The following is a 24,171-nucleotide window of genomic DNA, read 5'->3' on the forward strand; positions in this document are numbered from 1 at the left end:
CGGAAGTGATATGTTTGTAAACAATTCAACTGTTTACTCTCATTAAGTTATAAACTGTCTTACCTTCATTTGAAAAACAAAAAGATTATATCATTCTATGAATTTTCTGTATAGAAAAATATTATTTAAGTATGAAATTTTATTCATCTAAATGTAATTATATCAATTTTTAAAATAAGAATGGAATTTAAAAAATGTGTTAAAATGGAGTTAATTAGAAATAGTAGGAGTGAAGTAAAATGGATTACCAATACCCAATTTCATATGATTGGACAACAGATGAGACGATTGAGGTAATACAGTTCTACACATCAGTAGAAAAAGCGTATGAAAAGGGAATAGATCGTGAAGTGTTAATGGCTACATACAAAAAGTTTAAATCAATTGTACCTAGTATTGCTGAAGAAAAAAAACTTTGTAATGAGTTAGAGGAGATATCTGGCTATTCAGCATACAGAGTCATGCAAAAAGCTAAAAATGGTTCTCCAGGTGATAAAATAAAAATGTAGTAATAAATCTGTTCATTGTTAAAAATTAAATAATAAGAAAAATTCTTAAGTAAAAAAGAAAGCCCTTTAAAGGATGATAAGCTACCTTCAATGGGCTTTTCTTATAGAGATCTTGTATAAATAAATCAATTTCATATTTCGTCCTGTCGAAAAATGTGTAAAGAATGGGCATAGACTTTTGTTTTTGACATATGTATAATTAAACAACACTTATATTAATTCAGTTTATACTAATTTTGTATAAAGGAATTAAAGTATTATATGTTTCTATAATACGTTGGATCAGTTCTTCCTTTGTAAGTGTAATTGCTTCATCTTTTACAATTGTAATTCCACATAGGTATTCTGCTTTTTTTACATCATGGAATCTTTGAATACCTTTATTGAATTCATCTTTACTCATTTTACTTTTTTGTATCACATCAGGCTTCATATGATCGTAAGATAACACAAAATCTTTTGGAATCATTTTGTAAAGTTTATTTTTATTCTTTTCAAAATTTATGGCAATCGATTGCTTGTTTGGACTTTCATAAATAATTCCAAAGTAAACAAACAGATGGGTACCCCACAGTCCAAATTGGAAATGAGGAAGCATCTTGTATCCACGATTATTTGTTGCAAAAGCAATCCAAGTATCTTTTGGAGCATTCACTGTACGACGAGCATGCTTAGCAATATGGCCAAAAAAGATTTGATTAGTTTGTACATTTAAAAAAGGTACTATTTCTTCTTCAATTTCTTTAAATTTTGGTTGAATTTCATTTTGTATAGCACTCATTCTAGTTTCTAATGTTGAGTCAGTTGTAAATATTTCAAAATCACTTTCTTTAAAAAAAGTTTGAGTCATTTTTGAACCCCCTAGTTACATTATCTAATTAGTATACCATGTTTGTCCAAAACAAATGGGTAATATGTTTCTTCATAAAATAGTTACATTATAAGCTTAAATAACATATATTAGTAGCAAGATAAAAATCAGAAAATTTTGTTAATTAACTTTTACAATTTGTTTTGCCAACTTATATTCTATGGAGGGATAATGATGAGACAAGTGATTAATGCGTTAAAAAGAACTGATGCAGAAAAGAGAATTCCTGTACTTAGATTAGAATTAGATTACGAACTAGCTACACTATTTGATGCTATGACAGTCAATGATAATGAAGCAATGATTGAATCAAAGAAGAAATTAGAATTATTAAGATTAGAATTAATTCGTCTAGAAGCTTAGCGAGTTTATTTACCGAACCTTTAAATAGGTTCGTTTTTCTGTGCGCCAAATCTTCCGCCAAACGCCCAATGGTCTATCGTATGCCCACCCTCCAAAAAAGTTCCTCATCTTAAATAAAAATCATTTCATTAGGTTTTTTTAGGTTAAAATTGGTAAACTGATAAACAGGACCATAATAATAAAGTTTTTAGCACGTAGAGTTTGGAGTGTTTAATGATGAATGTAGACTGGAAAGAAATTGAACAATTCGCAAGGAATTTGCTTCAAGAGGCAGCTGAAAATATTAAAAGCTCTTTATACGACTCCATAACAATCAATACTAAATCAAACGAAAATGACTTAGTAACCAATAAAGATGAAGAAATTGAAAAATTCTTTTATGAAAAAATAAAAAGGAAATTTCCAAATCATTACTTACTAGGTGAAGAAGGTAAAGGCGATGATTTGGATCAAGTAAATGGGGTTGTATGGATTCTTGATCCAATCGATGGGACGATGAATTTTGTTCACCAAAAGCGTAATTTTATGATTTCTTTAGGTATTTATGAAAATGGAATCGGTAAAATGGGTTTTATAATGGATGTAATACATAATGAACTATATTTTGCTAAAAAAGGTGGAGGAGCTTATTTAAATGATCTCGAATTAACACCTTTGAAAAATGTAGTATTAGAAGAGGCTATTGTAGCTGTAAATGCTATTTGGTTAACTAAAAATCGATACTTAAACCATGAAAAATTAAGTAATCTTGTTCGAAAAGTTAGAGGAAGTAGATCATACGGTTCAGCAGCGATGGAAATGGTCTATGTGGCAATGGGAAGGCTCGATGCGTATATCACCCCAAGATTATCACCTTGGGACTTTGCCGCGGGTAAAATTATTGTTGAAGAACTAGGCGGAATATGTACAACGCTCAAAAATGAAAGCCTTTCAATTCTAAAAAAAAGCTCAGTGCTAGTAAGTAACGCTTCAATTCATAACGAATTACTCACTGATTATATCGAATTTATACAAAAATAATAAAAAGAAGGTAAGTTTGATTTAAAACTTGCCTTCTTTTTTAGTGTGTAGACAGTGTTCAAAAAAGAAAAAGGTTTATAACTTACCTTCTCTTTTTAATTTTGCACGTAATGAAAAACCATAACCAACTAATGATATTGAAATAATTAGTGAAATGACAGCGCCAATAGTACTTAGTTCTGCTAGCATTATACCAACTAGAATTAAGAAGATTACGGATAAAAGTGCTACACAGAAAAGTCTAAATTTTATGCTAGACATGGTGAATCCTCCTGTTCATAATTCTTATTTTACTCTTTGTCGAATCGGATGTAAATTTGAAAAAAGTAAATCTTTACTAAATATTTATTAATAATTTATATTTTTGATTAAACATTTTCTTGATATATTTCCGTGTGCATGTGCTATAATGTTTTAGTTAATAATGAAAATAGATGTGTACACATTTTAGGAGTGAATATATTTTGAAAAAAAGAGAAGATTTACGCAATATAGCAATTATTGCGCACGTTGACCATGGTAAAACAACGTTAGTTGATGAGTTATTAAAACAATCAGGTACATTCCGTTCAAACGAAAACGTTAATGAACGTGCAATGGACTCTAATGATATAGAACGTGAACGTGGAATTACAATTTTAGCTAAAAATACTGCAATCCAATATGAAGGTAAACGTATTAACATCATGGATACTCCTGGTCACGCCGATTTTGGTGGAGAAGTAGAACGTATCATGAAAATGGTTGATGGTGTTCTTTTAGTTGTAGATGCATATGAAGGTTGTATGCCACAAACTCGTTTCGTATTGAAAAAAGCTTTAGAACAACATTTAACACCAATCGTAGTAGTAAATAAAATCGACCGTGACTTCGCACGTCCTGATGAAGTAGTTGACGAAGTAATCGATTTATTTATCGAATTAGGTGCAGATGAAGATCAATTAGAATTCCCTGTAGTATTCGCATCAGCGATTAATGGTACTTCTAGCTTAGAATCGGATCCTGCTAAACAAGAACCAAATATGAATGCTTTATTCGATACAATTATTGAGCACATTCCATCTCCAATCGATAATAGTGAAGAGCCTTTACAATTCCAAGTAACATTATTAGATTACAATGACTATGTTGGACGTATCGGTATCGGACGTATTTTCCGTGGAACAATGCAAGTTGGTCAATCAGTTGCTTTAATGAAACTTGATGGATCAGTTAAACAATTCCGTATTACTAAAATGTTTGGATTCATTGGATTAAAACGTATTGAAATCCAAGAAGCAAAAGCTGGTGACTTAGTAGCGGTATCTGGTATGGAAGATATCAACGTTGGTGAAACAGTATGTCCTGCTGAACACCAAGAAGCACTTCCAATCTTACGTATTGATGAGCCAACTCTTCAAATGACATTCTTAGTTAATAATTCACCTTTTGCAGGTCGTGAAGGTAAATTTGTAACTTCTCGTAAAATCGAAGAAAGATTATTACAAGAACTTCAAACAGACGTAAGTTTACGTGTAGAAAATACTGATTCTCCTGATGTATGGATCGTTAGTGGACGTGGAGAGCTTCACTTATCAATCCTAATTGAAAACATGCGTCGTGAAGGGTATGAGCTTCAAGTTTCAAAACCAGAAGTTATCATTCGTGTGATTGACGGTGTTAGATGTGAGCCAGTTGAGCATGTACAAATTGACGTTCCTGAAGAATATACTGGTTCAATCATGGAATCAATGGGTGCTCGAAAAGGTGAAATGAGAGATATGGTCAATAATGGTAACGGTCAAGTTCGTTTAACATTTATGGTACCAGCTCGTGGATTAATTGGTTATACTACAGAGTTCTTAACTTTAACTCGTGGGTATGGAATCATTAACCATTCATTTGATAGCTACCAACCAGCAATTCAAGGTCAAGTTGGTGGACGTCGTCAAGGTGTATTAGTATCAATGGAAACTGGTAAAGCTTCAACATACGGAATTATGGGTCTAGAAGACCGTGGCGTAATTTTCGTTGAGCCAGGAACAGATGTATATGATGGTATGATCGTAGGTGAACACAACCGTGATAATGATTTATCAGTAAACGTTGTAAAAGTTAAACACGCTACTAACATCCGTTCAGCGAATAAAGATCAAACTACAACAATGAAAAAACCACGTATTATGACGCTTGAAGAATCTTTAGAATACCTAAATGATGATGAGTACTGTGAAGTTACGCCAACATCAATTCGTTTACGTAAAAAGCTTCTTGATAAAAATGAGCGTGAGCGTGCAGCGAAAAAGAAAAAATTCGCAGAACAAGAATAATTAAATTTTAAAATAATTATGATATAATAAAACCGACTAGAAAATAGTCGGTTTCATTTTTGTAGACAAATTAAAAAAAAATTAATATTATAGTCGAATTTCAAACGAATAGAACTATCTAGTTTTATTATTTAATAGGGGGATATGGATTTGGAAAAAGCTCCAAAGGGATTTGAATTTGTCATAACACAGTTAATAAATCTAACTCATGATGTTCATCTTTCAATGTGGATTTTATACGGTTTAATTGTTGTATTATGTATTGTGGTATATCATTTAGGTTTCGCCAAAAAATTGAGCATCCTTAAAAGTTTAATTATTTATGTTTTGCTTATGATTGGATGTAGTTTCCTTACTTTCTTAGCTTTAAGAATACCAATCGTGGAAGCATTACTTGCAAGTGTTTTCGTGTTAGGTGTATATAAGATTCGTTTACATCAATCAAAAAAGAATAATGCTACTACATAAAGTAACACTTTTTAGAAAGTTGGTATTTAGATGAAATCTGTTCAGGATGCTTTATATAATTGGTTAACGATAAAAGTTATATATGAAGGTAGACCTTCGGATGAAGCTGCTAAAGAAACGTATGAGATGTTTGATTCAATTTTAAAAGAGGATCATCAAGTATCTAACGTAAAAATAGAAAAAATGGAAGATTTTTATTTAATTACATTCACACAATCAGAAAAAGAACGTACTACGCGCTTTCCAATTGAAATGATTGATTGCTTTTTAGAACAAGTAAAAGTTAATCCAGAGAAGTATTAAAAACCTAGAAATTAATCTAGGTTTTTTTATGTTTAAATTTTCGTGGATTTATAAATAAAAGAAGCCCTATTGGCTTCTTTTTTCATAATTACCACTCGTCATTGTCCTTTACCGGTTTTAAGAAACGGAAATTTCCTGTTGCAATTCTTTGTTCTGTTTTTATTTTAATTCGATCGTAACATTCAGAGCACGTATATGTATGGATAGGACGATTTCGTAATTTTTTTGCAATAGGTGATTCATCGCTAATCGATTCGCTTTTATCACAAATCATGCATTTAACTCTCATTTGAAATTTCTCTCCTTGTATATGAAACTTAAGTTAACATAATTATAACAGGTTTTAGAATATATTTTTAGAAAACAGCGGTTTTAGCAGGAAGTTTTCAATAAACTTTGAATTATATTAGTATACTCTTTATTTGAAGGAGATGAAATAGTGATGGCAAACAGTATTGAGAAAACATTATCACCAAGCTTATTTGAAGATTGTAATAAAGAAAAAATTGTTTTTTTAAGTACTTTTAACCCCGAAAAGAAAGCGCCAGTATCGAATGCAATATCTTGGCTTGCTGCTTTAGACGATAAGACGATTCGTTTTGCTGTAGATCAAAGATCAGCAATTATATCAAATATCGAAGAGGTTGATGGGGTATCATTAAGCATATTCTCAAATGAAACAGTTTATAGTATCTCAGGAAATGCAAAAATTTTAACGAAGCAAATGCCTGGGATTCCATTAAAATTAGCGTGTATAGAAGTTGAAGTTAATGAAGTAAAAAATATATTGTTTTATGGGTCGAAAATAACAGTCGAACCAGAGTATGCAAAAACTTATGATGAGAGAGCTGCAAAAAAGTTAGATGTAGCAGTTTTAAGTGGTCTTAGATCCATCTGAGGTTTAAACATTAAAAAATATTCTAAAGTAGAGAGATTTTCATATAATATATTAACGGTTCGTCCATTCTTCGACTAGTAACCAAATGTAAGACCAATCAATTTAGAATTAAAACTAATTATTCTAATCTGAGTTATTTTTAGTCAGGAGGTTAAGGATTGAGTAAAATATATGTTCTCGACACCAATGTACTACTGCAAGACCCACTAGCAATCTTTTCATTTGAAGATAATGAAGTAGTTGTACCAGCTGTTGTATTAGAGGAAGTAGACTCAAAGAAGAGATATATGGATGAAGTTGGTCGTAATGCTAGGTATGTATCCAAACTAATTGATAGCTTTCGAGAACTAGGGAAATTACATGAAAGTATTCCTCTTGAAAATGGTGGTTCATTTAGAATTGAATTAAATCATCGCTCATTTCAACAATTGCAAGAAATCTTTGTTGAAAAAACAAACGATAATCGCATTTTAGCTGTTGCAAAAAACTTATCACTTGAAGAAGAAGCAAAAGAAAGCGGAAAAACAGTGATTTTAGTTAGTAAGGATACATTAGTACGTGTAAAAGCGGATGCATTAAATTTATTAGCTGAAGATTATTTAAGTGATCGAGTAGTGGAAGTTGATCATATTTATACCGGTTATCTAGAGTATTACATAAATACAGATTTGTTAAACAAGTTTTACGAGAAAACTGAACTTCCTGTTTCAGATATAGCAAACCATCCATTTTATCCTAATCAATTCATCGTATTAAAGGATGCTCTAGGTGGTAAGAGCTCAGCTCTTGGAGTTGTTGATAAAACGGGTACAAAAATTAAGAAATTTGTTTTCTCAAATGAACATATTTGGGGCATAAGGCCAAGAAATGCACAACAGTCCATGGCGTTAGAATTACTACTACGAGATGATATACCATTAGTTACATTGATTGGAAAAGCAGGAACAGGAAAAACTTTACTAGCTTTAGCAGCAGGTTTAATGCAAAGTGAAGACTTGCAAAGCTATAAAAAGTTATTAGTTGCTAGACCGATTGTTCCAGTTGGCAAGGATCTTGGTTATTTACCAGGTGAAAAGGATGAAAAACTTCGTCCATGGATGCAACCAATCTATGATAATCTAGAATACTTATTCAATACGAAAAAACCTGGTGAACTTGATGCGATATTAGCCGGAATGGGCTCAATTGAAGTAGAAGCTTTAACTTATATTAGAGGTAGAAGTATCCCAGAGCAATTTATTATTATAGATGAGGCACAAAATCTAACTAGGCATGAAGTAAAAACAATTTTAACTCGTGTTGGAGATAAAAGTAAAATTGTTTTAATGGGGGATCCAGAACAAATTGATCATCCATATTTAGATGAATACAACAATGGATTAACATATGTCGTTGAAAAATTTAAAGATCAAAAAATAAGTGGACATGTAAAACTTATAAAAGGCGAACGTTCATCAATTGCCCAACTTGCAGCGGATATATTGTAATAATTAAATGCTTACAAAAGCAACATCTTACCAAAATCTATCAGTAAGATGTTGCTTTTGTTTTAAATTATAAAATAATTTTCTTAATTGAAGTAATTGGTGCTTCTTTATTTGAGCCATCAACAAAATATAAATGTACTGGCCCATCTTCAAGGATTCTTTTGCCATTATATGAAAATGCTAAATAACTTTCATATACAGTTTCAAAAGGTAATTTTATTAATTCACCTTCTGTTTCAATCGTAACGTCTGAATTACGATTTTTCGGTTTACTATTATCTATGAAATAAGAAAATGGCATTGCATACGATTCCTTAAGCCACTCTTTCTTTTGAGTAGCGTATAAAGGGCTATTATCAACCTTCGCACCTTCAACAATCTCACGATCCCAATGCTTTGAAACACTTTTGGTATATTGCTCTAGCTCATCAATCTTTTTCAAATCACCAGCTAACAAACTCTCTAATTTAACCTTTCTTTCATCAAAAATCCAAACACTTGGATCAATCGTTAACGGAAACTCCACGTTACCTGTTAATTGAAAAACATCACTCATATACTAAAACCCCTTCTATGTACTAAGTCTGACTATAGTGTACGACTATTTTAAGTAAAAAGACAAACAATTGAACAAATAAAGCGCTTATTTTCCATTTAAGTTTTATCTGTTTTTTAAATGAACGGTATTTTTGTAGAAATTAGATTATAATATAGATCTACATCCTAACATAAGAAAAATCTAATAAATAAACTGTTGCAAAAATATAATTTTCTATAATACATATTTGTAAAACTTTTGATTTAAGTTGATTTTTCTTAAAAAGAACTATAATATTAAATAGATAGCTTGTACGGAAGCGGAGGGAGAAAATTGAGGTCTGATGCTGTAACAGATTACAAAGATAAAGCATTTGAATTATTAAAAAAAGATGCTGAAAAAATATTAAAATTAATAAATGTGCAACTTGATCATTTAACGATGCCACAATGCCCTCTATATGAAGAGGTTTTAGATACTCAAATGTTTGGATTATCAAGGGAGATTGATTTTGCTTCTCGTTTAGGTTTAATTGAAGCAGAACAAGGTAGAGAACTTCTTTCTGAACTTGAGCGTCAACTATCTGCTCTACATGAAGCGTTTACAGATCAAAAGAATAAATAAATATTTGCAACAAAAGTTCAAACAATAAATGTTTGAGCTTTTTTTTGTGAATTTTTTTATTTGTTATAAGTAATAAATCTATTAATCTATGTTACAATATTTTTATTTAAAAAGGGAATTTAGCAAAATAGTTGAATACATAAAGTATAATTAATCAAAGCAGGGATGATTAAGTAATGTTAAAAAAATATTTGAAAAATATTGATTATATGATTTTTGTTCCATTATTAGTGTTGTGTTTATTTGGATTAATTATGGTGTATAGTGCAAGTTCGCCATTACCATCCATTCGTTATCAAAGTGAACATTGGCCAAGTGACTATTTCTTTCATAAGCAATTAGTTGCTTTTGAAGTAGGGATGTTTGCATTTGTTTTTTTAATGTTTTTACCTGCAACTTTTTTTCGAAAAAGAATTGCCTTGATCTTAAATGTAGCTGTAAGTGTAGGATTACTAATTGCAGTTCTACTATTTGGTGAAGTAAGAAATAATGCAAAAAGCTGGGTATTCGGAATTCAACCAGCAGAGTTAATCAAATTGGGTTCAATTGTTCTTTTAGCAGGATGGTACTCCAAAAGACAAAAGCGAATTACGAAAAACTGGAAAATGCTATTTGCCCCATGGAGCATAGTAGCTATTTATATTATCCTATTGAGATTACAACCGGATACAGGTACGGCTTTATTAATAATAGGTACTTGTGCTGTCGTTTCGTTTTGTAGTGGTTTTATTGTTAAGAGATTAATCCTCCTATTCGTTGGTGGGATTGTATTACTCTATCCGTTAATTAGTATTTGTATCAGTTTAGGAATCGGGTTAACAGATGTACAAGTTAATCGTTTTTTAGCTTTCCGAAATCCTTTTGACTATGCGCAAGGAATCGGATTCCAAATCGTAAATTCACTAATTGCCTTTGCAAATGGTGGGCTTACAGGAGTTGGATTAGGAAAAAGTATTCAAAAACTAGGTTACTTACCTGAGCCTCATACCGACTTTATTCTAGCTATTATCGGTGAAGAAACAGGTTTAATAGGAGTAATTGTAGTTATTTTATGTATATTCCTAATTGTTTGGCGTGGTTTGTTAATAGCACATCAATCAAAGGATTCTTTTGATTCATTATTAGCTACAGGGATTAGTGCAATCATCGTCATTCAATCATTTGTAAATATTGGAGGAGTTACTTCGTTAATTCCACTTACTGGTGTTCCGTTACCCTTTGTTAGTTACGGAGGAACTTCGTTAATCGTTATGCTTTCTATGGTTGGTATTTTAATGAATATTTCGATACGAAATAAAATTCATAAAGAAACTTTATAAAATCTTCAAAAATGCATTTTGTTAAAAGTTTATTCTTAGTTTATTGATAATTATCTTTCATAAATACAGGAGGCTTACAAAAATGACTTACACGAAACAGATTAAAAAAGTTCTTGTTGCTAACCGAGGTGAAATTGCAATTCGAGTATTTCGAGCATGCACTGAGTTAGGCATTAGAACAGTGGGTATTTATTCTAAAGAAGATGAAGGGTCATATCACCGTTATAAAGCTGACGAAGCATACATAGTTGGAAAAGGTAAAAAGCCAATTGATGCTTATCTAGATATTGAAGGTATTATTGAAATTGCAAAGAAAAACAATGTAGATGCAATCCATCCTGGATATGGATTCTTATCAGAAAATATTAAATTTGCTCAAAGATGTGAAGAAGAGGGCATTATTTTTATCGGACCATATTCAAGACATTTAGATATTTTTGGAGATAAAATTAAAGCAAAGCAGCAAGCGCTTCAAGCTAATTTGCCAATCATTCCAGGGAGCAATGGTCCAGTACACTCATTGGATGATGTGAAGGAATTTGGTGAAACTTATGGATTCCCGATTATTATTAAAGCTGCTCTAGGTGGTGGCGGTCGTGGAATGAGGATTGTCCGTACGAATGCAGGATTGAAAGATGCATACGAGCGTGCTAAATCTGAAGCAAAAGCTGCTTTTGGTAATGATGAAGTTTATGTTGAGAAGTTTATTGAAAATCCAAAGCATATTGAAGTTCAAATACTAGGGGATAACCAAGGGAATATCATTCATTTATTTGAACGCGATTGTTCAATTCAAAGAAGACATCAAAAATTAGTTGAAGTTGCACCATGTACTTCGATTAGTGAAGATTTAAGAAATAGAATTTGTGATGCAGCCGTTCAACTGATGAAAGAAGTAGAATATGTAAATGCTGGTACAGTTGAATTTTTAGTTTCTGGAAATGATTTTTATTTTATTGAGGTAAACCCTCGCGTACAAGTTGAACATACGATTACAGAAATGATTACAGGAATTGATATTGTTCAAACACAGATTTTAATTGCACAAGGTAATAGTTTACATAGTGATAAAGTAGGAATTCCATTACAAGATGAGATTCCAAGAATCGGTTTTGCAATTCAAGCACGTGTTACTACTGAGGACCCACTTAATAACTTTATGCCTGATACAGGAAAAATAATGGCATACCGTTCAGGTGGAGGTTTTGGTGTAAGGTTAGACACAGGAAACAGCTTCCAAGGTGCGGTGATTACACCTTACTATGATTCATTATTAGTTAAAGTAACGACACATGCATTAACATTCGAAGGCGCAATTGCGAAGTTAAATCGGAATTTAAAAGAGTTCCGTATTCGTGGTATTAAAACAAATATTCCTTTTTTAGAAAATGTTACGACACATCCAGATTTCTTGTCTGGTGAGTATAATACTTCTTTTGTAGATTCTTCTCCCGAATTATTTGTTTTTGCAAAAAGAAGAGACCGTGGAACAAAATTATTAAATTATATCGGTAATGTGACAGTGAATGGATTTCCAGGTATTTCAGTTAAAGAAAAACCAGCATATGATGATATTATCATTCCAAATGTTAGTCATATTAAAAATGCTGATAGTGGAACGAAACAATTACTAGATAAATTAGGTGCTGATGAATTTTCCAAATGGATAAAAAATCAACCAAATGTTTTATTTACCGATACAACATTTAGGGATGCTCACCAATCACTGCTTGCAACGAGAATTCGTTCAAAAGACCTAATTACAGTAGCAGAACAAACGTCAAAATTATTACCTAACTTATTCTCTATGGAAATGTGGGGCGGAGCGACTTTCGATGTAGCTTACCGTTTCTTAAATGAAGATCCATGGGAAAGATTATTAAGTTTAAGAGAAAAAGTTCCAAATGTATTATTCCAAATGCTTTTACGTGGATCAAATGCAGTTGGATATAAAAATTATCCTGATAATCTTGTTAAAAAGTTTATTGAAGCATCAGCTCAAGCAGGAATCGATGTATTTAGAATATTTGATAGTCTAAATTGGGTTAAAGGGATGGAAATCGCAATTGATGCTGTAAGAGATAGTGGGAAGCTTGCCGAGGCATCGATTTGTTACACAGGAGATATATTAGACCCAACTAGAACAAAATATAATCTGGCGTATTATAAAGAGCTTGCAAAGGATTTAGAATCGGCTGGTGCACATATATTAGCTATTAAAGATATGGCTGGTTTATTAAAGCCTCAGGCTGCGTATACGTTAATTAGTGAATTGAAGGATACTGTAGATTTACCAATCCATTTACATACTCATGATACGAGTGGAAATGGTTTATACACATATGTAAAAGCAATAGAAGCAGGCGTAGATGTTGTAGACATCGCAATTGGAAGTATGTCTGGATTAACTTCTCAGCCAAGTGCAAATAGTTTATATTATGCCTTAAAAGGTTCAAATAACGAAACAAACTTAAATATTAATGGCTTAGAGCAGTTATCAACATACTGGGAAGGCGTTCGTAAGTATTATAGTAGTTTTGAAAGTGGCATGGTCTCACCACATACTGAGGTTTATCAACATGAGATGCCAGGTGGTCAGTATTCTAACTTAAAACAACAAGCTAATGGTGTTGGTTTAGGAGACCGATTTGAAGAAGTTAAGGATATGTATGGTAGGGTAAATCAACTATTTGGAGATGTCGTTAAAGTAACACCATCTTCTAAAGTTGTTGGAGATATGGCATTGTTTATGGTTCAAAATAATTTGGACGAAGATTCTGTATATGAAAAAGGAGAAAGTATCGATTTCCCTGATTCAGTAATAGAGTTTTTTGAAGGAAAATTAGGACAACCTCATGGCGGATTTCCAAAGAGTTTACAGCGTATCATCTTAAAAGGCAGACAGCCATTAACTGAAAGAGCTGGTGAGTCATTAAAGCTAATCGATTTTAAAGATGTTGAGGAGTATTTATTCAAGACATTAAATCGTCAGGTTACTAATTTTGATATATTAGCTTATTGCTTATATCCAAAAGTGTTTATGGACTATCAAAAAAATGTAGAAAGCTATGGCGACTTATCTGTTCTGGATACACCTACTTTCTTCCATGGAATGAAATTAGATGAAGAGATTAAAGTAGATATTGAACGTGGAAAAACATTAATTGTTAAACTTGTTTCGATTGGTCAAGCTCAGCCAGATGGTACAAGAGTAATCTACTTTGAACTAAATGGTCAGCCTCGAGAAATAGTTGTTAAAGATTACTCGATCAAATCAACTGTCGTTCAAAAAAGAAAAGGGGACACGAGTAATCCAAACCATATTAACGCTACAATGCCAGGTACTGTTTTAAATGTACTTGTTAAAAAGGGTGATGTAGTTGAAAAAGGTCAAACTTTAGCAATCACTGAAGCGATGAAAATGGAAACAACTGTCCAATCTCCATTTACAGGTGTAATTAGAGATATTTTAATTTCATCTGGAGAAAGTATTTCTACAGGTGATCTACTAATAGAACTAGATCAAAGATAAAAAAGTAAACTAAAAAAGCGAAGTTAGAGAAGCTTAAGTATAAGGGTGACTCTTCTTCGCTTTTAATTTTAAATGTAAAAAAGGTATTTCTTCTACAATTAAGTGGAAGAAATACCTTTTTTAAGAGATATTTTTATTTTGCTGTAACTCAGAATTTGTGCTTTTACTTCGAGTACAAACTAAACTTTGGAAACTAAATATTGCAAACAAGCAAGAGATTAAAATAGCATGTGTTAATGCAACATAAATATTTAGGTTTGTAATTACAATAACCGCTCCACAAATTACTTGAAGAGTAACAAGAATGAAAGAAACAAACCATCCTAAATAAATGCCACGTTCATTACGATAGTATTTATAGGCATGCACAAAAGCAATAATTATCCAAACGAATAAGATAAAAGCAGCGAATCGATGCCCCATTTGAATCCATTCATGAACTTGTGTAGGAATTCCATTGTTTGCTTTACTGCATAATGGCCAGCTAGGGCAAGCTAAGCTAGCATTTTCGTGGCGAACAAGAGCGCCAGTATAAACAACTAAGTATGAATAAATCCATAAACCGTAAGTATGAAATTTCATTCTTTTTCCGACATAAAAAGAATCTTTTTGATAATTGCGATCACGCTCAAAAATTAATAATGTTAACATGACTACGGCAGCAAAACAAATTAGAGAGATACCAAAATGAATAGCTTTTACAGCTGGGACTTGACCCCAAACTACTGCGGCTGCCCCGATTAATGCTTGAGCAATTAGAAAAATACAAGAAATGATTGCTAAAAACTTTGTTTCTCTTTTATGAGGAATGATAATCCAAGCAAGCACTGCTAATAATAAAACAAATATCCCAGCAAGGCCAGATGCTGCACGATGAGATAATTCAATGACAGTTTGAATCGTTAGATGATCAGGAATGATTTGCCCTTTACAAAGAGGCCAAGATCTTCCACAACCGAGTCCAGAATTAGTCTTTGTTACAAGTGCACCACCTAATAAAACAATTAAAAGAATGAATGAGGTAATTAATGATACCCCTTTTAAAACACGTAGCAAGTATATCCACCCACTTTTATAAAATAATAATAATTTTAAAATTTAATTATTAAAAAAATTATTCTGTAAATAATACTTCTATATCATATAAGATAACGACATAAAATTCAAAGGGAACCTTCATAATTAGACATAATATTTGTTTTTTCTTAACTTTGAATGTATTCATTTTTCAAATATAGAAATAATTAATTTTATAATTAAATAGTATTTAGTATTGAAAAGCTAGACTGTTTACGATAAAATTTTTTTGAAACGTACACAATTTGTTCATATATTTATCACAAAAATTTCATTAAATTTAGTTTAATAGAAGTATGTCTAAATTAAAAACTCATTATGAAAATGAAGTTTTGCAAAAAAAAGAGGAGGATTGACTTGGAACAATTAGCTGATAATGTTTCTAATAACGAAGAAACTAATAATCCTTCTAGTTCACTAAGGAAAGATTTACTTTCTTTAATGAAAATAGGGATCGTAAACTCAAATATACTGACAACTTTTACAGGTATCTGGTTAGCAATCCAAATAAATGGATTAGATATATTAGATTCTTTACCAAAAGCAATTATTACTGTAATTGGTTCATCACTTATTATTGCTGGATCATGTGTCATTAATAACTATATTGATCGTGATATTGATCCTTATATGGAGAGAACTAAAAACAGACCAACTGTAACTGGTAATATTAAACCAAGCGTTACAATTTCGATTGGAATTCTTTTGTTAATTGTGGGCTTTACATTTATGGCTTTCACAACTTTAATGGCTGTTGTATATGCATTTATTGGTGCATTTACATATATCGTACTATACACTCTTTGGACGAAACGTAATTACACGTTAAACACAGTAGTAGGTAGTATATCTGGTGCAGCACCCCCATTAATTGGATGGGCAGCAATCGATGCGAATTTGCATCCAATTGCTTGGATGCTGTTTTTAATCATGTTTATATGGCAACCACCTCATTTCTTAGCACTTGCGATGAGACGTTCTGAAGAATACAAAAGAGCGGGAATTCCAATGCTACCAGTGGTTTACGGATTTGAAATGACGAAACGTCAAGTGATGATCTGGGTATTATGTTTATTACCACTGCCATTTTACATGCAAGCTCTAGGTTTACCATTTATTATTTTTGCAACAATATTGAATATTGGATGGGTTATTTTAGGATTATATTGTTATAAACAAAAGGATGATCAAAAGTTCTCTAAACTGATGTTTATTTACTCCATTAACTATTTAACTCTTCTATTTATGTCAATGATTGTGTTTACAATTTCGTTTTAATTAGGGGTATTACGGGGGATTTTTTTATTGTTTGTTTAATCTTATTTTTAAATAAGAATGAAACACTTTAAATTGAAAGAGGGGGAAGTATACTTATGAAACATTGGCGATTAGTCTCGCTAATTTCCTTGATAGCAGTTATTTTGAGTGCATGTGGACATGCAAATCAATCTACACTGAATCCTCAAGGTGAAGTAGCAAAAATGCAATACGATCTTATGAAGCTAAGTACGTTGATCATGGTATTCGTTGTTGCTGTAGTAACAGTTCTTTTCCTTTACGTAATCGTGAAATACCGTCACCGTAAAGGTCAAGAGAATATTATTCCGAAGCAAGTAGAAGGTAATCATTTCTTAGAGCTTCTTTGGACAATTATTCCTGTTATTTTACTTATTGTTTTAGCAGTACCTACAGTATCACAAACGTTTAAGCTGTCAGATGAGAAGCAAATAGGAAAAGATGAAAAGAAAAAAGATGCAATTGTTATTAATGTAAATGCTCATCTTTTCTGGTGGGAATTTGAGTATCCAAAACAAAAATTCATTACTTCTCAAGACATGTATATCCCAGTTGGTAAAAAAGTTATCTTAAACCTAAAAGGTCAAGATATCAAACACTCATTCTGGGTACCATCATTAGCAGGTAAAATTGATACAAACGTTGAAGGCGAAAACAAAATGTGGCTTTCAGCGGATAAAGAAGGTACATATAATGGGTTCTGTGCAGAGTTTTGTGGTCCTTCACATTCATTAATGCAATTTAAAGTTAAAGTTGTAAGTCAAGCCGACTACGACAAGTGGTTAGCTGATATGAAGAATCAGAAAGGTCAAGCTGTTACAGCAGATGCACAAGAAGGTGAAAAAATCTTCAAACAAAGCTGTATTGGTTGTCATGCTGCAGATGCAAATGATACAAGACCACCAGCTGCACGACTTGCTCCAAACTTAGCTAACTTCGGTGATCGTGATATGGTTGCTGGTATTGCTAAAAATAATGAAGCAAACATCAAAAAATGGTTAACAAATCCGGAAGCTATGAAGCCAGGAAACCTTATGACAGGTAAATATGGTGAATTATCAGCTGATCAGATTGATGCATTAACTGCATACTTAACTAGCTTAAAAATTGCAAAATAAATAATGGATATGAAGCAAAGGGGGTAATACTGTGAGTTCTGTAGCGAAAAAGAAACCACTATTGTGGGACTACTTAACGACAGTCGACCATAAGAAAATTGCCATCCTGTATTTAATTGCAGGCGGATTCTTTTTCTTAGTTGGTGGGATGGAAGCGTTATTTATTCGTATACAATTAATTAAGCCAGACAACACGTTTTTAGTTGGTGATGCTTATAACCAAGTATTAACAATGCATGGTACAACAATGATTTTCTTAGCGGCGATGCCGATGATCTTTGCATTTTTTAACGCGGTAGTACCTTTACAAATTGGTGCTCGTGACGTAGCTTTCCCGTTTTTAAATTCATTAGGATTCTGGTTATTCTTCGTTGGTGGGGTTTTCTTAAACTTAAGTTGGTTCTTAGGTGGAGCGCCTGACGCAGGTTGGACTTCATATGCGACATTAGCTCTACATAGTAAATCACATGGTGTAGACTTCTACTTATTAGGTCTACAAATTTCAGGTATTGGTACATTAGCAGGTGGTATTAACTTCCTAGCAACGATTATTAACATGCGTGCTCCTGGGTTAACATACATGCGTATGCCACTATTTACTTGGACAGTATTTGTAACATCAGCACTTATTTTATTTGCGTTCCCGGCATTAACAATCGGGTTAGCGTTATTAATGTTTGACCGCCTATTTGGAACTGCATTCTTTGATGCATCTTTAGGTGGAAACTCAATGATCTTTGAACATTTATTCTGGATTTTCGGACATCCAGAGGTATACATTCTTATATTACCAGCGTTTGGTATCTTCTCAGATATCATTCCAGCATTCTCTAAGAAACGTTTATTCGGTTACTCTTCAATGGTATTCGCAACAGTTTTAATCGGTTTCTTAGGATTCATGGTATGGGCTCACCATATGTTTACAGACGGTCTTGGTGCAGTAGCAAATGCTATTTTCGCTGTTGCAACAATGGCAATTGCCGTACCGACAGGGGTTAAAATCTTTAACTGGTTATTAACAATGTGGGGCGGACAAATTCGTTTTACAACACCAATGCTTTGGTCGGTTGCTTTTATTCCATCATTCGTTTTAGGTGGGGTAACAGGTATTATGAACGCTGCGGCTCCTGCTGACTATCAATTCCATGATAGTTATTTCGTAGTAGCTCACTTCCACTACGTAATCGTAGGTGGGGTAGTATTTGGTCTTTTTGCTGGTGCACATTACTGGTGGCCAAAAATGTTTGGTAAAATCTTAAATGAAACATTAGGAAAAATTACATTCTTCTTATTCTTTATTGGTTTCCATTTAACATTCTTTATCCAACATTTCTTAGGTTTAATGGGTATGCCTCGTCGTTACTTTACATATTTACCTGGACAAGGCTTAGATACTGGAAACATGATCAGCTCAATCGGAGCAATGTTCATGGGTCTAGCTACAATCGTTATGTTAATCAATGTAGTTTATACAGCAATTAAAGGTAAGAAAGCTGCTGGAGATGCATGGGGTGTAGGTCGTACACTTGAGTGGTCAATTTCTTCTCCAGCACCAGAATATAACTTTGCTCAAATTCCATATGTACGTGGATTAGACGCTTTATGGGTAGAAAAAATTGAAGGAGACGGCAAAATGACACCTGCTGAACCACTAGGTGATATTCATATGCCAAACTCATCTATTTTACCGTTTGTTATGTCAGTGGGCTTATTTATTGCAGCATTTGGGGCATTGTATAATGACCAACTTAAGAACCACACTGCAGTGGGTGTATTAATTCTTGGCTTATTTATTACATTCGGTTCAATGTTCTTACGTTCTTGGATTGATGATCATGGATTCCATATCCATAAAGAAGACATAGCTGATGAGGGGGTTGAGGCATAATGGAAATGAATCAAAAATTTACAGCTGAAACGTTTCCTCATAACCCTGAAAAAGCTACAGAAGAAGGTAAAAATAAGTTCTTAGCATTCTGGCTATTTCTTGGTGGAGAAACTGTATTATTCGCATCATTATTTGGTACTTTCTTAGCTTTAAGAAACTCTACTGCTGGTGGAGCAAGTGCTGCGGAAATGTTCGAACCAAAATTAGTATTCATTGCTACAATGTTACTTTTAACATCTTCTTTAACAAGTGTTTATGCAATGTACCACATGAAAAACTTTGAACACAAAAAGATGATGTTATGGTTAGGGATTACAGTTTTATTAGGTCTAGGATTTTTATTATTAGAAATTTACGAATTTAGACACTATATGCATGAATATCATTTTACAATTAAGAGTAGTGCATTTGGTTCTTCATTCTATACATTAGTAGGTACGCATGGTGCCCACGTATTTGTTGGTTTACTATGGATTACTACTTTAATGCTTAGAAATGGTGGAAGAGGTTTAAATTTATACAACGCTCCGAAGTTTTATATTGCAAGTTTATACTGGCACTTCATTGACGTAGTATGGATTTTCATCTTTACAGTAGTATACTTAATGGGAATGGTGGGATAAGAAAATGGGTACAAATACTAACTCTCATCAAAGAAATCAAGTTGAAATAAAGTATCACAGACGTAAACATGCAGAAGAAATGAAACAACAATTAATTTCTTTCGCATTAATGATTGTTTTAACACTTGCATCATTTGGAGCAGTAATATACAGAGATAAAATGGATCCATACTTTACAGTACCATTTATCTTATTACTTGCTGTAGTACAACTAGTGTTCCAACTTTATTACTTCATGCACATGAAAAATAAAGGTCACAGCACACCAGCTTTCTTCCTATATTCAGGAGTTACAGTTGCTGTAATTACACTATTAACATTCTTAACATTAATTTGGTTATGATAAAAAAAGGAAGTGAATTTTATTCACTTCCTTTTTTTGGTTTGTTATGTAGATTGATGATATTTTGTGGGACTTACCGGCAGTTTAGTTAAAAGAGATACCTTTTATTGTAACGATAAAAAAGTTTTGCAGGGGTTTATAGAAAACGCCAAATTTAGATTTTTTACTTTTTTACGTTTTTAGTAAAGAGAACTTATTTAGATTGAGAAAGCACATAATGAAAGTATTTTTGTGGTGTACCATAGAGCTTTAGTTCTTGAATCAATTTTTCATCAGCTTCAGTAATCGTTCCTTTCTCTGCTCCAGTACCATCTTGGATTGATACAGGAATTAAATCTCCATTCTGGTAATCAAAGTTAATAATCTTTCCTATCCCCTCACCTGTAATGCTTAACGTAACTCCTTCATTTACCATAGCATAACCAACAATATCATACATTTTCTTAAACAATTCCTCTATCTGAGCTAATTCAAGAAATTCTTCTTCACCATCATTAAATACGGTATCCTTATCAAATTTTACCCAAATACCAACAGCTTCTTTTTCTGGAGCTCTATTTAAATCATCATATTCAATTTTTGTTAGCGTCCCAGAATGATAAATAGGTTCTTCTTCATTTATACAATAAATGTCACTTCTTTTAATAATCTCTACACGATCGCCTTCACTTACTGTTAAGTCCCTTTTTGTACCAAATCTATTGTAATAAATCAATTAAATTTCCTCCTAGTAAAATTCTTTAGACTTATAAATTATCCCCAAAATTATGAAAGAAATACTTATCGAGAATAACTATATTTTTTGATATTCTCTTTAATGGTCAATCAAGAATCCAATTCAACTATGGCCATTTTTATTGGTATAAGAAAGTTCAAAGGAAGAAAACGATAAAGCCGACATTATAAGAATGAGTACTTAACGGTTATGGTCGAAAGTAAAATGAACGGGATGTTTCAACGATGGATATGGAAATTCCTAAAGATGAAGATATTGAAATGGAAGAAAAAGTCGAGCTTACTGGAAGGATGGATAAATTAACAGAGCATATAATTTGGGGTGCACAAGGTTTCATGGATATTCCAATGCAAGGCAAAACGTAAAGAAAAAGATAATTAAGAAACCGATATTAATAAGTTGAATCCCTGAAATAAGAATGTTTGAGGGTTCCAAAGTTTGATATGCTAAAAATAGCTTTGAATATTATGGAGATTTTTTTATGGGTATAATTGTTTTTTTCTAATATCTCTATTTTTTTCATCCCACCTTAGTTAACGTGAATCAATATTGATAAATAATAAGTCTATACGTATCAAAGGGATTAATGATTTAGTTATTATTATTTAAATTTAAGCAATTTAACTTAATGCGTAAATTGAAAAATAATAATTTGAGAGCTAATTAATAGATCAACTCCTATTTCACTGTTTAGTTCAAAAATGTCGTTCTTTATTTCGGATTTGGAAAAATGGAAGGATCTCAATTCAACTGATTAACTTAGGGTATTAGGGATGCTACCATGCAATACAAATATATGGCTTCTATTAAGAACTCACAAAATAATAATCATGACATAATCTCTATGTAATGATAGAGTAATATGAAAAAGATTCAATTGGGCGGTGGTATTTTCATGAAACATCTTCTTCCAAGAATAGAAGATTTGTTGCAAACAAATTTTTCTTTGCACTCTGAAATGGATATTAATTGTGAAAGTGCGTATATATTTAAACAGCATCATAGTGAAGTCTGGATGTTAACAAGAAATGAGTATGTTCATTTTTATGTTAATAGCAAAAATACCAATGATTTTTATTGGAAAAAAGCGGGCATTTTCAATGAAAAAGATGCTTTTCAAGATTTGATTCAAGAAATACGAACATCAGATGTTGTAGTTATTACGGATGGGGAAGGTAAAATTAAAGGGTATATCACTTCTGCTGTATTAGCTTCCAAATTGTTTGAATCATATCAATATTTAGAGGCCTATTTTAAAACGATGATTGATACAATGGATGGTTCGGTCTCGATTGTAGATGAAACTGGAAAAACGGTGGTTTGGACACATGGTGCTGAAAGGATTTTTTCAATTTCTAAAGAAGAAATTATTGGGAATAAGATGGAGGAGTTTTTTCCAAAAGATATGTTATTAAATAAAGTTACAATGGAAACAGGTCAATCCTTTCGGCATAAGCAGCATAAACCACGTGAGGATCTTTTTGTCATGATTAATAGCAGTCCGATTTTTATCAATGACCGAATCGTAGGTGCAGTTGCTGCAGAAACCGACATTACAAGTCAAGTGTTAATGAATCAAGAACTTATGAATGCTTCCTCCAAAATTATTCAATTGCAGAATGAAGTTTCAAGACTACAATTGTCACATGATTCTTTTCAACAAATAAAAGGTTCGAGTCAATTGATGAAGGAAACAGTTTCATTATCAAGGAAAATGTCTGAAACAAATGCGAACATTTTATTACTTGGTGAAACTGGAGTTGGAAAAGAAGTCTTCGCAAAAGCTATACATTTTTATAAAAGATCATCTTCTCCATTTATTGCTGTAAACTGTGGTGCGATTACACCATCATTGTTTGAGAGTGAGTTTTTCGGCTATGAAAAAGGAGCATTTTCTGGTGCGGATGCAAAAGGTAAAAAAGGAAAACTAGAGTTGGCGCATGGAGGAACACTTTTTCTAGATGAAATTGGTGACTTACCGTTGGATATGCAAGTGAAATTACTCCGAGTATTGCAAGATAAAACGTATTACCGGGTTGGAGGTACAAGGCAATTAAAAGCTCAATGCCGAATCATTGCTGCTACCAATAAAGATTTAGAAGCAATGGTGGAAGCTAATACATTTCGAGAAGACCTTTATTATCGTCTTAACATTTTAACTATAACGATTCCCCCTTTGAGAGAACGAAAAGAAGACATAATGGAGCTTTTGCATCAATTTATATATGAGTTTTCATTGCTATATCATCGAACGATTCATTACGTTGATCCACAGGTAACTTCTGCCTTATTACAATACGATTGGCCTGGAAATGTGAGGGAGATGAGAAATGTTATTGAACGATTAGTATTATTGTCAGGGGAAGGAACGATCTCTGTCGAAGCCTTACCGCCAAAGCTATTACAATTTATATCGTTATCAACTGGTTACGATGACTCTTTACAAGATGATCTAAATGATTTTGAAAAAAATAAAATCATTGAAGCAATTCAAATAGAGAATGGCAATAAGCAGGCAGCAGCAAAAAAACTAGGAATATCACGAGCTACTTTATACAATAAAATGAAAAAATTAAAGATTGAGCTTTAAAAACTAAAAGCCTCAACGTTCAAAATTAGTCCAGAGGAGCGTAAGAAACTCTCCTGGACTGATTTAGAAGTTAGATATCAAAGGTTTTCTAAAGTTATACTTAGTTAGTAGTTAGGTAACTTTTCTTCCTGGATTACTCTTTCTTTTACCCGTATGCAAACTCTATACTTTTAAATAAACTCCTCTTATAGCACGTCCACTATTCTATCAATACTCTTCCGTCTAAATACTTAGACACTAAGAGCTTAGAAGTGTCTAA

Annotated in this window: 24 protein-coding genes; 18 read left to right on the forward strand and 6 right to left on the reverse strand. The window is 32.5% G+C overall.

The annotated features are described in order from the left end of the window. The first annotated feature begins 239 nt into the window (after window positions 1-239). Window positions 240-509 carry a UPF0223 family protein gene (locus RAH41_RS16130; protein ID WP_331223909.1) on the forward strand — a complete coding sequence of 90 codons (270 nt, stop codon included), beginning with the start codon at window positions 240-242 and terminating at the stop codon, window positions 507-509. A 220-nt stretch (window positions 510-729) separates the two neighbouring features. Here the strand turns inward: RAH41_RS16130 and RAH41_RS16135 are convergent, their stop codons facing one another. Then, the gene (locus tag RAH41_RS16135; RefSeq protein ID WP_331223910.1) at window positions 730-1,359 is read right to left on the reverse strand and encodes a DUF1054 domain-containing protein; all 630 of its coding nucleotides are present in this window, start codon (window positions 1,357-1,359) and stop codon (window positions 730-732) included. Between the two features lie 195 nt (window positions 1,360-1,554). Between RAH41_RS16135 and RAH41_RS16140 the strand changes: the two genes are divergently transcribed. Then, on the forward strand, window positions 1,555-1,743 hold the full coding sequence (locus RAH41_RS16140; RefSeq protein WP_056468536.1) for a hypothetical protein: 189 nt from the start codon (window positions 1,555-1,557) through the stop codon (window positions 1,741-1,743). Between the two features lie 216 nt (window positions 1,744-1,959). After that, on the forward strand, window positions 1,960-2,763 hold the full coding sequence (locus tag RAH41_RS16145) for an inositol monophosphatase family protein (protein ID WP_331224049.1): 804 nt from the start codon (window positions 1,960-1,962) through the stop codon (window positions 2,761-2,763). A gap of 75 nt (window positions 2,764-2,838) precedes the next feature. On the opposite strand, the gene RAH41_RS16150 is transcribed toward RAH41_RS16145, so the two are convergent. Next, window positions 2,839-3,024 carry a DUF5325 family protein gene (locus tag RAH41_RS16150; RefSeq protein WP_331223911.1) on the reverse strand — a complete coding sequence of 62 codons (186 nt, stop codon included), beginning with the start codon at window positions 3,022-3,024 and terminating at the stop codon, window positions 2,839-2,841. Between the two features lie 200 nt (window positions 3,025-3,224). Between RAH41_RS16150 and typA the strand changes: the two genes are divergently transcribed. From typA to RAH41_RS16165, 3 genes are all read left to right on the forward strand, one after another. Next, entirely contained in the window at window positions 3,225-5,072 is a 1,848-nt protein-coding gene (typA, locus tag RAH41_RS16155) for a translational GTPase TypA (protein ID WP_331224051.1), read from the forward strand. A gap of 150 nt (window positions 5,073-5,222) precedes the next feature. Continuing rightward, window positions 5,223-5,540, forward strand: a complete 318-nt coding sequence (locus RAH41_RS16160) for a YlaH-like family protein (RefSeq protein ID WP_331223913.1) — start codon at window positions 5,223-5,225, stop codon at window positions 5,538-5,540. 30 nt (window positions 5,541-5,570) lie between these two features. Continuing rightward, window positions 5,571-5,843, forward strand: a complete 273-nt coding sequence (locus tag RAH41_RS16165; protein WP_331223915.1) for a hypothetical protein — start codon at window positions 5,571-5,573, stop codon at window positions 5,841-5,843. A gap of 88 nt (window positions 5,844-5,931) precedes the next feature. On the opposite strand, the gene RAH41_RS16170 is transcribed toward RAH41_RS16165, so the two are convergent. Next, window positions 5,932-6,132 (reverse strand): YlaI family protein, encoded by a 201-nt coding sequence (locus tag RAH41_RS16170; protein ID WP_056468526.1) that lies wholly within the window; start codon window positions 6,130-6,132, stop codon window positions 5,932-5,934. Between the two features lie 153 nt (window positions 6,133-6,285). Here RAH41_RS16170 and RAH41_RS16175 point away from each other — a divergent pair, with 153 nt between their 5' ends. Both RAH41_RS16175 and RAH41_RS16180 read left to right on the forward strand, forming a co-directional pair. Beyond that, window positions 6,286-6,741, forward strand: a complete 456-nt coding sequence (locus RAH41_RS16175) for a pyridoxamine 5'-phosphate oxidase family protein (RefSeq protein WP_331223917.1) — start codon at window positions 6,286-6,288, stop codon at window positions 6,739-6,741. A gap of 158 nt (window positions 6,742-6,899) precedes the next feature. Then, window positions 6,900-8,228: a PhoH family protein gene (locus tag RAH41_RS16180; RefSeq protein WP_056468520.1), complete on the forward strand. Its 1,329-nt coding sequence runs from the start codon at window positions 6,900-6,902 to the stop codon at window positions 8,226-8,228. A gap of 67 nt (window positions 8,229-8,295) precedes the next feature. Here RAH41_RS16180 and RAH41_RS16185 read toward each other — a convergent pair whose 3' ends face one another. Then, window positions 8,296-8,784, reverse strand: coding sequence for a peptidyl-prolyl cis-trans isomerase (locus tag RAH41_RS16185; protein ID WP_331223919.1), 489 nt, complete (start codon window positions 8,782-8,784; stop codon window positions 8,296-8,298). Between the two features lie 315 nt (window positions 8,785-9,099). Between RAH41_RS16185 and RAH41_RS16190 the strand changes: the two genes are divergently transcribed. The 3 genes from RAH41_RS16190 to pyc all read left to right on the forward strand — a co-directional run bounded on the left by RAH41_RS16190 (window position 9,100) and on the right by pyc (window position 14,241). Then, window positions 9,100-9,390: a YlaN family protein gene (locus tag RAH41_RS16190; RefSeq protein ID WP_069035558.1), complete on the forward strand. Its 291-nt coding sequence runs from the start codon at window positions 9,100-9,102 to the stop codon at window positions 9,388-9,390. 176 nt (window positions 9,391-9,566) lie between these two features. Next, complete coding sequence (locus tag RAH41_RS16195) at window positions 9,567-10,709, forward strand: FtsW/RodA/SpoVE family cell cycle protein (RefSeq protein WP_331223920.1); 1,143 nt, start codon at window positions 9,567-9,569, stop codon at window positions 10,707-10,709. Between the two features lie 82 nt (window positions 10,710-10,791). Next, window positions 10,792-14,241, forward strand: coding sequence for a pyruvate carboxylase (pyc, locus tag RAH41_RS16200; RefSeq protein ID WP_331223922.1), 3,450 nt, complete (start codon window positions 10,792-10,794; stop codon window positions 14,239-14,241). Between the two features lie 120 nt (window positions 14,242-14,361). Here the strand turns inward: pyc and RAH41_RS16205 are convergent, their stop codons facing one another. Then, window positions 14,362-15,297: a heme A synthase gene (locus RAH41_RS16205; protein WP_331223924.1), complete on the reverse strand. Its 936-nt coding sequence runs from the start codon at window positions 15,295-15,297 to the stop codon at window positions 14,362-14,364. 378 nt (window positions 15,298-15,675) lie between these two features. Between RAH41_RS16205 and cyoE the strand changes: the two genes are divergently transcribed. From cyoE to ctaF, 5 genes are all read left to right on the forward strand, one after another. After that, window positions 15,676-16,596, forward strand: coding sequence for a heme o synthase (gene cyoE, locus RAH41_RS16210; RefSeq protein ID WP_331223926.1), 921 nt, complete (start codon window positions 15,676-15,678; stop codon window positions 16,594-16,596). Window positions 16,597-16,691: 95 nt separating this feature from the next. After that, window positions 16,692-17,732: a cytochrome c oxidase subunit II gene (gene coxB, locus RAH41_RS16215; RefSeq protein WP_331223928.1), complete on the forward strand. Its 1,041-nt coding sequence runs from the start codon at window positions 16,692-16,694 to the stop codon at window positions 17,730-17,732. Between the two features lie 31 nt (window positions 17,733-17,763). Then, entirely contained in the window at window positions 17,764-19,620 is a 1,857-nt protein-coding gene (ctaD, locus tag RAH41_RS16220) for a cytochrome c oxidase subunit I (protein WP_331223930.1), read from the forward strand. Further along, window positions 19,620-20,243, forward strand: coding sequence for a cytochrome (ubi)quinol oxidase subunit III (locus RAH41_RS16225; protein WP_069035564.1), 624 nt, complete (start codon window positions 19,620-19,622; stop codon window positions 20,241-20,243). Before ctaD ends, RAH41_RS16225 begins: the two co-directional genes overlap by 1 nt. 4 nt (window positions 20,244-20,247) lie before the next feature. Continuing rightward, entirely contained in the window at window positions 20,248-20,586 is a 339-nt protein-coding gene (gene ctaF, locus RAH41_RS16230) for a cytochrome c oxidase subunit IVB (RefSeq protein WP_331223932.1), read from the forward strand. A 193-nt stretch (window positions 20,587-20,779) separates the two neighbouring features. On the opposite strand, the gene RAH41_RS16235 is transcribed toward ctaF, so the two are convergent. Continuing rightward, window positions 20,780-21,301, reverse strand: a complete 522-nt coding sequence (locus RAH41_RS16235) for a hypothetical protein (protein WP_331223933.1) — start codon at window positions 21,299-21,301, stop codon at window positions 20,780-20,782. A gap of 245 nt (window positions 21,302-21,546) precedes the next feature. On the opposite strand from RAH41_RS16235, the gene RAH41_RS16240 reads away from it, so the two are divergent. Together RAH41_RS16240 and RAH41_RS16245 are read left to right on the forward strand one after the other, a co-directional pair. Then, complete coding sequence (locus tag RAH41_RS16240) at window positions 21,547-21,687, forward strand: hypothetical protein (protein WP_331223934.1); 141 nt, start codon at window positions 21,547-21,549, stop codon at window positions 21,685-21,687. Window positions 21,688-22,217: 530 nt separating this feature from the next. Continuing rightward, window positions 22,218-23,912, forward strand: a complete 1,695-nt coding sequence (locus RAH41_RS16245) for a sigma-54 interaction domain-containing protein (protein WP_331223936.1) — start codon at window positions 22,218-22,220, stop codon at window positions 23,910-23,912. Window positions 23,913-24,171: the final 259 nt, after the last annotated feature.

It is taken from the genome of Gottfriedia acidiceleris, from assembly GCF_036421055.1.
Lineage (GTDB): Bacteria > Bacillota > Bacilli > Bacillales > Bacillaceae_G > Gottfriedia > Gottfriedia acidiceleris_C.